12 protein-coding genes are annotated in these 12,585 nt (G+C 57.4%); 4 read left to right on the top strand and 8 right to left on the bottom strand.

The annotated features are described in order from the left end of the window. Positions 1-354 precede the first annotated feature (354 nt). The 4 genes from D4A92_RS22115 to D4A92_RS22130 are packed head-to-tail and all read left to right on the top strand — an operon-like array spanning position 355 to position 4,604. On the top strand, positions 355-1,044 hold the full coding sequence (locus D4A92_RS22115; protein ID WP_246754154.1) for a gluconate 2-dehydrogenase subunit 3 family protein: 690 nt from the start codon (positions 355-357) through the stop codon (positions 1,042-1,044). Positions 1,045-1,078: 34 nt separating this feature from the next. Continuing rightward, positions 1,079-2,839: a GMC family oxidoreductase gene (locus D4A92_RS22120; RefSeq protein ID WP_203020674.1), complete on the top strand. Its 1,761-nt coding sequence runs from the start codon at positions 1,079-1,081 to the stop codon at positions 2,837-2,839. Then, positions 2,836-4,065 (top strand): c-type cytochrome, encoded by a 1,230-nt coding sequence (locus D4A92_RS22125; RefSeq protein WP_246754155.1) that lies wholly within the window; start codon positions 2,836-2,838, stop codon positions 4,063-4,065. Before D4A92_RS22120 ends, D4A92_RS22125 begins: the two co-directional genes overlap by 4 nt. A 23-nt stretch (positions 4,066-4,088) precedes the next feature. Then, positions 4,089-4,604, top strand: a complete 516-nt coding sequence (locus D4A92_RS22130; RefSeq protein WP_203020903.1) for a superoxide dismutase family protein — start codon at positions 4,089-4,091, stop codon at positions 4,602-4,604. Here the strand turns inward: D4A92_RS22130 and D4A92_RS25350 are convergent. The 8 genes from D4A92_RS25350 to D4A92_RS22170 form a co-directional block, all read right to left on the bottom strand. Then, on the bottom strand, positions 4,594-4,857 hold the full coding sequence (locus tag D4A92_RS25350) for a hypothetical protein (RefSeq protein ID WP_425959047.1): 264 nt from the start codon (positions 4,855-4,857) through the stop codon (positions 4,594-4,596). The two genes, D4A92_RS22130 and D4A92_RS25350, sit on opposite strands and share 11 nt — an antisense overlap. A gap of 396 nt (positions 4,858-5,253) precedes the next feature. Then, complete coding sequence (locus D4A92_RS22140; protein WP_203020678.1) at positions 5,254-6,753, bottom strand: malonate--CoA ligase; 1,500 nt, start codon at positions 6,751-6,753, stop codon at positions 5,254-5,256. Continuing rightward, positions 6,746-8,005 (bottom strand): malonyl-CoA decarboxylase, encoded by a 1,260-nt coding sequence (locus D4A92_RS22145; RefSeq protein ID WP_203020680.1) that lies wholly within the window; start codon positions 8,003-8,005, stop codon positions 6,746-6,748. The genes D4A92_RS22140 and D4A92_RS22145 overlap by 8 nt, the downstream gene beginning before the upstream one ends. A gap of 117 nt (positions 8,006-8,122) precedes the next feature. Next, positions 8,123-8,755, bottom strand: a complete 633-nt coding sequence (locus D4A92_RS22150) for a GDSL-type esterase/lipase family protein (protein WP_203020682.1) — start codon at positions 8,753-8,755, stop codon at positions 8,123-8,125. 10 nt (positions 8,756-8,765) lie between these two features. After that, complete coding sequence (locus D4A92_RS22155; RefSeq protein WP_203020684.1) at positions 8,766-9,734, bottom strand: ABC transporter ATP-binding protein; 969 nt, start codon at positions 9,732-9,734, stop codon at positions 8,766-8,768. After that, a complete protein-coding gene (locus D4A92_RS22160) occupies positions 9,731-10,747 on the bottom strand; it encodes an ABC transporter ATP-binding protein (RefSeq protein ID WP_203020686.1) in 1,017 nt (338 codons plus the stop codon). The genes D4A92_RS22155 and D4A92_RS22160 overlap by 4 nt, the downstream gene beginning before the upstream one ends. Further along, positions 10,744-11,601 (bottom strand): ABC transporter permease, encoded by an 858-nt coding sequence (locus D4A92_RS22165; RefSeq protein ID WP_203020688.1) that lies wholly within the window; start codon positions 11,599-11,601, stop codon positions 10,744-10,746. The genes D4A92_RS22160 and D4A92_RS22165 overlap by 4 nt, the downstream gene beginning before the upstream one ends. Next, on the bottom strand, positions 11,598-12,539 hold the full coding sequence (locus tag D4A92_RS22170) for an ABC transporter permease (RefSeq protein WP_203020690.1): 942 nt from the start codon (positions 12,537-12,539) through the stop codon (positions 11,598-11,600). Before D4A92_RS22170 ends, D4A92_RS22165 begins: the two co-directional genes overlap by 4 nt. Between the last annotated feature and the right edge of the window lie 46 nt (positions 12,540-12,585).

Here is a 12,585-nt window from a genome sequence, read left to right on the forward strand (position 1 = left end):
GTGCTCCTCTGACGATGTTGGCCCCACGACTGCCCGTGGCACTCGCCATAGGCGAGCGAGTTAAACCTGCTCAACTGAGCAGAAACGTGATCCGCCTCATTGGCGTGAATTGAACAGTCTTGCCGATGACTGCTCATCAACACGTAACTGGCGGCTCTCCCGGCGCACGCAAAAGAGGTGATTTTTTCCGGTTGGGGACCCGGCGCCCACAGGAAGACTTAATGCGTACTGCCTCGTGGCAATAGAGCAGAACTGATATTTGGAACCACCTTGCGCTTTATGTGTTCGGATCTCGAAAGGAAGGCGGCTTTGGCGTTCGATGGACTCAAGAGGAGGCAGTTCCTATCAGGTATGATGGCGGCGACCACCGCCTTGTACGTGCCTTCAGCTTTGGCTCAGTCGACCACTGGCAAGGTTCCCTGGACGCCCTCTCGCGCCGACCTTCCGCCCTCCTATCCCCTATTGAGGTTCTTTACAGAACAAGAACGGCGATGTGTGGATGCGATTGTGGCTCGTTTGATCCCATCTGACGAGAGCGGTCCGGGCGCTCGCGAAGCCGGTGTCGTCGACTTTATCGACAGCCAGATGGCGGGCTTTTACGGTCGCGGCGAGCGCTGGTACATGCAAGGACCTTTCGAGGAAGGCTTCGACGGTCAAGGCTATCAGTCCGAGCATCCTCCGGCAGGACTTTACCGAGCAGCGCTCGAAGCTATCGACGCACACTGTCGTGACGCCTACGGCAACCGATCATTTGCAGATCTGTCGGAGGATGAGCAGGACGAGATTCTTAAGCGGATGGACGACGGCGAGCTTGAGCTGGACGGTGTCTCTGCCCAGGCCTTCTTCGATCTCATCTTGGACAATGCCATCGAAGGTTTTTTCTGCGATCCCATCTACGGCGGCAATCGCGACATGGTTGGCTGGAAGCTCGTTGGCTTCCCTGGGGCGCGCTACGACTATCGCGACTTTCTCGACCACAACGGAGCACGTATCGAGCTTGAGCCGGTTAGCCTGAAGGGCAGACCGGGCTGGAACCCCGCCTGACCCGCCCCGTGCGGCAGGCTAGACGGAGGAAAAAATGGCGCGGAAGCTACCCCCAGTTGACGTTGTACTCGTTGGTTTCGGCTGGACGGGGGCCATTCTCGCGCAGGAACTGACGGATGAAGGCCTTGAGGTCTTGGCGATCGAGCGCGGGGCATGGCGAGACACGCCGACGGATTTTCCTCCCACCCTCGCTCCAGATGAATTGCGCTGGTACTGGCGCAAGGAGATGTTCGCTAACAACTCTCGCAATACCCTGACCTTCCGCAATAACCGCGGCCAGGTGGCACTGCCAATGCGACGCTGGGGTTCGTTTCTTCCTGGAGAAGGCGTGGGTGGAGCGGGCGTTCACTGGAACGGCCAGACATGGCGTTTCCTGCCGAGCGATTTTGTCGCCGCCAGCCACAGCACGGAGCGCTATGGTCCATTGCCGGCTGGCATGACGGTGCAGGACTACGGCGTTACCTATGACGAACTGGAGCCGCATTTCGATCGCTTCGAGAAGCTCTGCGGCATTGGAGGCAAGGCCGGTAATGTGAACGGCCGAATCCAACAGGGAGGCAATCCCTTCGAAGGTCGGCGCAGTGCGGAATATCCCAATCCGCCTATGCACATGACTTTTTCGCAGCATCAATTCGAACGCGCCACGCGCGAGCTTGGGCTGAGCCCGTTCCCTGGGCCATCCGCGAATATGAGCCAGCCTTATACGAACCCGCTGGGCTGTCAGCTCGCGCCATGCTCCTATTGCGGCTTCTGCGAGAAGTACGGCTGCGGCAACTATTCCAAGGCCTCGCCACAAACGACGATCCTGCCCGTCTTGATGACGAAGCCGAACTTCAAGCTGAAAACACACAACGAGGTTTTGCGGGTGAAGCTCGACAAGTCTGGCCGCCGCGCAACAGGCGTCATTCACGTCGATACCCAGGGAAACGAGTACGAACAGCCGGCAGACCTCGTAATCCTATGCGCTTATCAGCTCTGGAACACACATTTGATGATGCTCTCAGGTATTGGCGAGATCTACAATCCCGCTACCGGAGGGGGTCTCATCGGCAAGAACTACTGCTACCAGGTCATGTCGTCGGCGGAAGTCTTCTACGACGACAAGTACACCAATGGCTTTGCCGGTGCAGGCGCGCTTGGCATGTGCGTCGATGACTTCAACGGTGACAATTTCGATCACGCAGGATTGGATTTCATCGGCGGCGGCTACATTGCCAATTGGACCACCAATGCGCGTCCGATCGAAACGCACCGCACACCCGAGGGGACGCCGAATTGGGGATCGGTCTGGAAGAAGGCGGTCAAGGACAATTTCCTCAAGTCGACCAGCGTCGGAGCTCATGGAGCTTCCATGGCTTATGCCACCAATTATCTTGATCTCGATCCGACATACACAGACGCCTATGGCCGGCCACTCATGCGGATGACCTATGACTTCACTCCAAACGATCTGAAGATGAGCGCGTTTCTGACCGAGCGAGTGAAGGAGATTGCAGAACGAATGGGCGGCCGGGAAATCAAGCTCAATACCCGCGATGGTCCCTATGACTCCATGCCATACCAAACGACCCACAACACCGGTGGCACGATCATGGGCAGCAATCCATCTAATAGCGTCGTCAATCGGTACCTGCAAAGCTGGGACGTCCCGAACTTGTTCGTCATGGGCGCCGGCGTTTTCCCTCAGAATGCGGGATACAACCCGACAGGCACCGTGGCTGCCCTCACCTATTGGGCTGCCGATGCCATTCGCACACAGTACCTGCGCAGTCCCGGCCCTTTGGTGCAGACATGAGCAAAGCGTTCTCTTGCACGGCTGCGACGCTCGCGCTGACGATGGTGCCGTCGATTGGTACTGTTCAGGCGCAAAGCAACTCGTTCGCTCAGGTTGAACGCGGCCGTTATGCCGTGGCGACCGGGAACTGCCAGGGCTGTCACACGATCCCAGGTGAGGCTCCTTTCTCCGGAGGGCGCGGATTGGAAACGCCCTTCGGCACCATCTACGCACCGAACATAACCTTCGACGCGGCGACTGGTCTCGGGGAGTGGTCTAAAGACGAATTCTGGCACGCCATGCACAATGGTGTCGCCCGCGACGGATCGCACCTTTACCCTGCCTTCCCTTATCCGCATTTCACGAAGATGCCTCGGGCAGAGGTCGACGCCATTTACGATTATCTCGCCACCATTCCGCATGTCAGGCGGGAAAAGCCGGAAAACGAACTACCGTTCCCGCTGAACTGGCGAAGAACGCTTTCGGGTTGGAAATGGATGTTTTTCGAGCCCGGCGTGTTCGAGGAGGACCCAGATAAGAGCCCTGAATGGAATCGTGGCGCTTATTTGGTTAACGGGCCCGGCCATTGCGCAGGCTGTCATACGCCGAAGAACCTCGCGGGGGCAGACAAGAAAGATCAAGATTTGCAGGGCGGCCAGTTGGAGAACTGGGCAGCGCCCAGCATCCGCGGCGGCCGCGATGGAGGTTTGGAGCATTGGTCTGAGCACGACATAGTCGAGTTTCTCCGGACTGGCCGGAATGTCCATACTGCAGCATTCTCAACGATGGCAGAGGTTATCGAACTGTCTACGCAGCACATGACCGATGCTGACCTCCGCGCGATCGCCACCTATCTGAAGGACCGCGAAGGCGACGATGATCGCGAGGAGGCGGCTGTACCTGACACTGAGATCATGCAGGCGGGCGAAGCCATCTACTTTGACAACTGCAGCGCTTGTCACACGTCGGATGGCTCAGGTGTACCCCGTTTCTTCGCCCCTTTGGCTGGCTCAGGCAAGGTCAATGATGACGATGCGACAACGGTCATTCGTGTCATTCTTGAAGGCGCACGTTCCGTCCCGACGAAATCCCGCCCTTCGCCACTTTCTATGCCGGCCTTCGATTGGAAGCTGACGGACGAACAAATCGCCGCCGTCGTCAGTTACATTCGCTCAAGCTGGGGAAATCAGGCAGGCGCTGTCACCGCAGACCAGGTGGCAGATCTGCGTGAAGCTCTCAAGGAATGAACATCACAACGGAGGAAACACAGATGCTACGTCAGATATTCTCTACGACCGTTGCAGTACTCGCATTAGGTGGTGCAGCCACTGCACAGGATGCCGCAACCGCCTCCGCAAGTTTCGTCAATGCGGACGGACAAGCAAACGGCAATGCAGAGCTCACTGGTATGGCCGCTGGCGGCGTTCTGATCAAGTTGGAGGTCACCGGCCTGCCCGCCAATCAATGGGTCGCCTTCCACGTCCATGAGACGGGAAGCTGCGACCATGAAACCAATCATGAATCTGCAGGCGGTCACTTCAATCCAGGCTCCAGGGAACATGGCTACAAGTCTGCCAATGGACCCCATGCTGGAGACATGCCCAACCAGTATGTCGGTTCAGATGGAGCATTGCGCGCTCAGATATTCAATCACATGGTGTCGCTGGATGAAGGAGAGACGGGCATTAAGGGACGCGCCCTTATGGTTCACGCGAAGGGCGACGATTACGAAAGCCAGCCCTCAGGCGATGCCGGTGATCGATTGGCTTGCGCAGTCATCGAATAGGCCGCCACGTCATGGGCGGTTCGACCTTGGGTGGGCCGGAGGCTGCTTCAACCCGAGTGGAGACCTTGGCCCGCGCAGCTGGTGTGTTCCCGCAGGAATCCGCACTGGGTATCTTGTCTTCAATATAGTAGACGATCGCCGGTGATTGCCGAACCACGGTGCCATCGGCATCCCTCAATATTGGGAAAGATCCCATGGGACTGAGGGACCGAATCTCGGGGGGCGTCTTCGCGAGCCTATCCGGCTCCCCCATGGAGCTTCACGCCCCCCCCGAAGCTGCTTCACTGTCAATCACAATCAACTATATAATGTTGCTACAAGCGACTGGGAGGTTCTTCAGGAGGCCGCGTCCCCCATCCTCCGTAATCAGCTCGCCTTCGCACCTGCATGCGGCTTGGTGGAAGAGAATTAAAGCTGAAAGCCGACACAGATTGGCGCCATATCTGTCGGCTCTGGAATCCGGTCGCTGGCGTTCGCGAAGGAGACACGTTTAGCAAACAGTGATGTCAGTTGCGGCTAAGACGCAGTCTTCGCCTTGATGGGAATCGAACGGACAACCCCCACCCCAAATCCAACAATCACGCGGCGCATGCTTGCCACATTAAGATTGGACCGCGAACCAAACGAAGCCATGCGTTCCTGAATGCTATTACCCAAAACGATCATTGTATGTCGCTCGAAGCAACGACTTTTGGACTTTCCCCATCGTATTCCGGGGCAACTCAGCGAGAATAATTAGTTCTCTTGGCTGCTTAAAGCGTGCCAAATTCTCCGACGAAACCTTGGTGATCGCAGCTAAATCGGGCTCGTGGCCCGGCTTTGGAACGACGAATGCTAGAACCGCCTCACCAAAGTCTGGATGCGGCACACCGATCACCGCACTTTCTAAAACTCCGGGCTGCTCATCGAGCAGTGCCTCAATCTCACGCGGGTAGATGTTTAGCCCGCCAGAGATGATCAGGTCTTTTGCCCTTCCAACGATATGGACATAACCATCCTCGTCAACCCGTCCGATGTCACCGGTAATGAAGAACCCGTTGTCGCGCAATTCTGCCTTGGTTTTCTCTGGCATGCCCCAGTAACCTTTGAAAACGTTGGGTCCGCGAACCTCGATCATGCCGGTTTGACCGGCTGGGAGCACTACGCCGGTATCCGGATCGGTAATCAGCAGCTCAACGTTTGGCAGCGGAAAGCCGACTGTCCCTGGTCGGCGCTCGCCATCATAAGGGTTCGACACGGACATGTTGGTCTCGGTCATGCCATAGCGCTCAAGGATCCTATGTGCGGTCCGAGCTTCAAAATCTACATGGGTCTCAGCCAACAATGGGGCTGAACCCGATACGAACAGGCGCATATGCGAGACGAGATCGCGGGTGAAGCGTTTGTCCGCAAGCAGACGAGTGTAAAAGGTGGGAACCCCCATCAAAACAGTCGCTTTCGGGATCAGTTGCAACATGCTTGAGAGATCGAACTTGGGCAGAAAGATCATGGCAGCCTGAGCCATCAAAGTTACATTGCAGGCGACGAATAGCCCATGGGTATGAAAGATGGGCAGAGCGTGCAGTAGCACGTCGTCGCTTTGAAAACGCCAGAGCTCAGCGAGAGTCTTCGCGTTCGACAGGAGGTTCGCATGGCTAAGCATTGCGCCCTTTGAACGTCCCGTGGTGCCGGAAGTGTAAAGCAGTGCAGCGAGATCCTCGCCACCACGCTCTACGACCGAAAATGTGGGCAATTCTCGTTCAGCGCGCTCGGAAAGGGTCCCCATCCCCGCGGCGTCAAGCGTTAGAACCGTAATATCCCGCTGCTTTAGCCCATCTGCCATGCCAGGATCGCATACGACAACTCGAGCGCCACTGTCCGATATGAAATAGTCAATTTCAGTCATCGTATAGGCCGTGTTCAGTGGCAGCAGCACGATGCCAGCCATGACGCAAGCTGCGTAGACAGCAAGTGCCTCCGGCGTCTTTTCGACCTGAACGGCCAGCCGATCTCCAGGCTCTAGACCGGCTTTAACAAGCACATTCGCTTGGCGTGAAGCCAAGGCATGGAAGTCACGATATCGGATCGTCTCCCCGTTCGCCGTAATGAGAAAAGTACGATCGCTTTCGCGCCCCGGTGAAAAAAGCGCGTCGTAGAGCGGATTAGGCATCTCGAAGAACCTCGGCTGGCTGGAATGTTCGGGCAAGATTTTGAAGCTGCGGCGCAGCGGCCACCTGTCGCTGATTGGCAAAACTCTCGTGGTTCTGCTCAAGCCTGGAAAGGTCATAGAGATAGTTCGTCATAACTGCGGCACTATCATTAAGCCCTCGCTCCGACAGATCCGCGTCGGCATGGACGGCATGAACCACAGCACCATTGCCCAAGTGGAACCTGGCGACCGGATCGTAGTGATTGCCATCTGCTCGCCGTGCGGAGGTCAGGTAACGCGCTGCCGCCGCCAAGAGCTGATCTTTCGGGAGCTGAGCCACGTCTATTCCCTGCGATTTCAGCCAGCGGCGGAACAAGGGTATGGGTGAAAGAGTGGAAAAAGTTGCAATGCCAGGCAGTTCCGCCGTGAGGTCATTGACCACCTGCTTGATGAGCGAATTGCCGAAAGAAATGCCGGCAAGACCAGCCTGACAGTTGGAAATGGAGTAAAAGATAGCAGTATCGGCTTGATGGGAGGGCAAAGGCTGTCGCTGCTCTGAAAGCAGCGCCTGGATCGAATTTGCTATCCCTTTTGTCAGCGCAACCTCTACGAAGATCAGAGGCTCATCAGGCATCGCTGGGTGAAAAAAGGCAAAACACCGACGGTCCTCGGGCTCGACGCGCCGGCGCAAGTCATCCCAGGACGAGATGGCATGCACTGCCTCATACCGGATGATCTTCTCCAGAATGTGGGCCGGGCTCTCCCAGCTTATGCGCCGCAGGACCAGAAAACCGCGGTTGAACCAGCTGGCGAACAAATGGCTGAAGTCGCAGTCGATTCGAAAGGATGCACTATCAGGGCTCACCAGGCGCAAAAGATCCGCACGCATTTCGACCAACTGGCGCGTTGCATCCGGCACCCTGTTTAGGCGGCGCGCTAGCTCCTGGCGCCGTGGCTCGGCTGCTTTCAGAAAGGCCTCATACGCACGCCCGGTTGGTTGCGCCCGGAAGGCCGCAAGGCTCGAATCCACATCCGCAAGATCGATGTCTAGCCTGTCTGCGAGAGTGTCGAAGAACTCTAGCTTCTCGTCGTCATTCATCGCTGCATATCCGTCGAGGATGCGCTTCGCGGTCATCAACCCCGTAATTTCCCCCTTGGAAGATAGGAGTTCCTCCATCAGGTGTGGCAAATCAGTGCTATCGAAAGACGTCGATATCGGTCCTTTCATGGAGCGGCGGAAAACCAGGTCGAGAACGTCAGACAGGACACTCATGGGAATGCTCGCGGGTCTAGGGGTGGTCGAACTACTGGCAAGTCAAAGTAGGCAGCCACACAGCGCATGATCATTGGGACGGCGCTGCGCTTTCATATGGCTCATCCGCTAAACGCCTCAGGCGCCGGATAAGAGACCCGGGATCCTTTGAAGGACCTCGGCCCAAAGCGCATATCCACCAGCATTCAGGTGAATGAAATCTGGCTGGTAGTAGCGCCCCATCGGTCGTCCGTTTTCACCGATTAGACCAAAAGACGCATCGATGAAGGTAACCTGGCTTTGCTCGAGGCACCAAGCCTTGCTCAGAACGTTGTACCGTTCCACATCGTCGGCGTAGATCCAGCGGGTGGGACTCTGTTTAGTGCCAAGCACGAAGACCTTCGCGGCCGGCAGCCCTTCCCGGATGTCCGACACGAGCGATGTCATGTGCTCAAAGGTCGTTTGCCCCGTCAGCCCGTCGTTTGCGATGTCGTTCTCACCAAAGTAGAGCACGATCTTCTCAGGCTTCAGAGGCAGCAGTAGCTTTTCAAGGTAGTGCCGGCCCGACAGATTTGTGCCGCCGCCAAATCCAAGATTGACCACGTCGAGGCACTGCAGATCTTGGTGCATTGTACCCCAGAGCCGGAAGGAGGAGGAGCCGTAGAAGGCGATGGGCTGCTGTGGGATCGCGCCCCTTTGCAGCCGCATGAGGATTGCGACGATGTCATCTTCGAAGCGATTGGTGGCGAGCGGAACTGGAAAGTCAAACATGCGATGCCTCCTAGCTTTTCATGTCATCGGCGCGATGACAGGCACTGAAGCGGCCATTCGCCGTCTCTCGCAGCATCGGCACACTCGTGGCACAGACTTCGACAGCCATCGGACAACGCGTGCGAAAGGCACATCCCGACGGCAGATGGATTGGACTTGGAGGGTCGCCTTCCAGCGGAGCGCGCTGCCTGCGATCTGCAGGACGGGGCCGCGGCACAGATTCGAGCAGCCCCACAGTGTAGGGATGCTGCGGCTCGTTCAGAACTGCGGCGGTCTCGCCGGTCTCGACGATGCGGCCGAGATACATGACAGCAATCCGGTTGCTGATATGGGAAACAACTCCGATGTCATGCGATATGAACAGCAATGCAAGCTTCATTTCGTCACGAAGATCGCAAAGGAGATTGATGACCTGCGCCCGGATCGAGACGTCAAGCGCTGAGACAGGCTCGTCGGCCACAACCAAGTGGGGACGCAGGGCGAGTGCACGGGCAATGCCCAGCCGCTGTCTCTGTCCGCCAGACAGCTCATGAGGGTAGCGCTTCGCCTGATCTGGGCGCAGACCCACCTTTGAAAGGAGCTGCAATACATGCTCCCGCCTTTCCGATGGCGTGCCGACCTTAAAATTGTCGAGAGGTTCACGCACGATGGCTTCTGCGGTCCAGCGTGGGTCCAGTGAGGCGGATGGATCCTGAAAGATCATCTGCACGGAGCGACGCGCAGCATGAAGATCCCGTCGTCCCATATGAGCCAGATCCTGCCCTAGCAGCTGAACCGTGCCGCTATCAGGCCTATCAAGGCCCATGATCATGCGGCCAAGTGTCGACTTCCCGCAGCCACTTTCACCCACAAGCGCGACTGTCTCGCCCGGTGCAACCGACAGGGATACGTCATTGACCGCGTGTACGGTCTGCCCCCTGCCAACTCGAAAATGACGTATGAGGTTCTCGGCAATCAAGACGTCAGTGTTCTCACTCATGCGGGCACTTCCAATGGGAGGTTTGCAGCAGCATTGGCCAGGGGCTGGTCGCAACGGGTAACGTGCCCGTTGGCCACTTCACGCCAGTCCGGCGTACGCAGATGGCAGCTCTCAGCGGCAAATCGACACCGATCGACGAAACTACATCCCTTGGGCAGCATCGAGAAACTGGGCACGTTTCCGGGGATCTCTTCCAAACGTCCACGGCTCAGTTCACCGGGAACGAATTCGGCAGTGGCCCGTAGCAGCCCGGCGGTATATCCATGCGAGGGATTTTCAAAGATCGTACGGACAGGTCCCCGCTCGACGAGGGATCCGGCATACATCACGGCGACATCATCGGCGATTTCCGCGACGACACCCAGATCATGGGTAATGAAGATGATCGCGGTGCCGAACTCGCGTTGGAGTTCGGAGAGCAGCCAGAGAATCTGTGCCTGCACCGTCACATCAAGCGCGGTTGTCGGTTCATCGGCAATGAGCAGACGCGGCCTGCAGATCAGCGCCATAGCAATCATGATGCGCTGCCGCATCCCGCCGGAGAGCTGGTGCGGATAGGCGCTCACGCGGCTGGTGGCATCGGGAATGCGGACCCGTTGCAAAACCTCCATGACGCGTGCATTAGCGGCGCGGGTGCTCATTTTCTCATGCAGAAGCAGCGCTTCGCGCAGCTGAAAGCCGATGGTGAGCGCCGGATTGAGCGAAGACATAGGGTCCTGAAAGATCATCGCCATCAGCGAGCCACGCAGGCGAGAAAGCTCCTTTTCGTCGCAGTCCAGCAAGTTGATCCCATCAAGGCGCATGGTCGCCGCACTAACCGCGGCGCTGCCGGGTTTGTGCAATCCCATGATCGAGGTCGCCGTGACGCTTTTTCCCGAACCGGACTCTCCGACGAGGCAAAGCGTTTTGCCGGCATCGAGATCGAAGGATACGTCACGTACCGCACGGATCGCTCCACCCGGCCCAAAGCCGACAGCCAGGTCTCGTATGCTGAGGAATGGAGCCTCGGTCATGATGCCCTCCTTGCCGCAAGTCGAGGATCGAAGCGGTCACGCAGCTTGTCGCCGAGAATGTTGATGGACAGAACCATGATCGACAAAAGCAGACCAGGGAATGCGATGATCCAGGGTGCTAGGCGAAAATATTCCTTGCCGCTGGCAATCACATTGCCCCAACTGGGAACGTCGGGTGGCGTGCCGACCCCAAGGAAACTCAAGGCTGCCTCGGACAGGATCGCTGCCGCACAAACATAAGTTGCCTGGACCGTCAGCATGCCGATCGCGTTGGGCACAATGTGGCGCAACAGTATCTTTGGCGTTGATGATCCCACTGAGATGGCAGCCGTGATGAACGGCAGCTCTCGGATCGAAAGTACGACACTGCGCATCAGGCGCGCGGTACGCGGAATTTCCGGTACAGCGATTGCGATGATCACGGTCATGAGGCCGCCGCCGAGGACTGAGACGAGGGCTATGGCCAAAAGGATCCCCGGAATCGCCATCAAACCATCGGCAAGCCGCATGACGATCCGATCCACCCAGTTGAAATAACCGGCGACAACGCCAAGGGTCCCACCGATCACCAGCACGACGACCGCGGTGAACAGACCTACAGTTACAGAATTTCGGGCGCCCGAGACGGTTCTGACGAAAACGTCGCGACCTAGATTGTCTGTACCGAACCAAGCGCTCGCACTGGGTGGCTTCAGGCGCATCATCGGATTGAGATCATTACCTGGACCAAGCAGAATCGGACCGAAGACAGCCATCAGGATGACCACAGTCATTGCGATCAGGCTAAGGGACACAGCAATGCCTGGATAGGGCAGTCTTGGTCTGGACATGGCCTGGGATTGGAGCGTTGTCATTGGCGTACCCTCGGATCAAAGAGAGCATAGGAGAGATCGACCAGCAGGTTCACTGCAATCAGGACGAAGGAGAAGACGATGAGAACGCCCTGAACGACCGGATAGTCACGTGTCTGGATGGCATCAACGGTCAGTCTGCCCATTCCGGGAATGTTGAACACGGACTCGGTTATCACCACTCCTCCAAGAAGCGCGGCAAAGCTGGTGCCAATAACAGTCACTACCGGAACCCCTATGTTCTTGAGAGCATGGACTAGCAGGATGCGAGAATTGCCGGCACCTTTGGCGCGGGCGGTGCGGATGTAGTCCTCGGCCAAAACCTCAAGCATGGTGGCGCGGGTGATCCGCGCAACAAGGGCTGAGAACAGAAAAGCAAGTGTGATTGAAGGCAAGGTGATACTGCGCAGACAGTTCAGCAGACCGGTTGAAAGCGGCTTGTATCCCTGAACAGGCAACCAACCGAGGCGCAACGCGAACACGTCCACCAGCACATAGCCTATGACGAACACGGGTACGGAAAAACCGACCACTGAGGCAACAATCAACAAGGTATCAACGGTGGAGCCTGCCCGCCACGCACCCCATACCCCCATTGGCACGGCGATCAGAACCGACAAGATAAGGGTCGACAGCGCAAGCATCGCAGTCGGTTCCACACGTTGGAGAATGAGGTCCACCACCGGGAAGCCGGAATAAACCGATTGGCCCAGATCAAAACGCACGACGCTCGACAGGTAGATGAAGAGTTGCTCGTAGAGAGGCCGATCAAGGAAAAGGCGTTCTCGAATGCTCTCAATCTGATCGGGCGTGGCGTTCTCTCCGGCAATCAGAGCCGCCGCATCGCCCGGACCGATATGCAGCAGGAGAAAGACCGTCACTAATACAATCAGGGCGATTGGTATGACGGACAGGAGCCGCCGGACGACGAAATTGGACATGCATGCCTCCCAGGAATGCAGGCGCCATTCGACAGGATGGCGCCTG

The organism is Rhizobium rosettiformans, from assembly GCF_016806065.1.
Lineage (GTDB): Bacteria > Pseudomonadota > Alphaproteobacteria > Rhizobiales > Rhizobiaceae > Allorhizobium.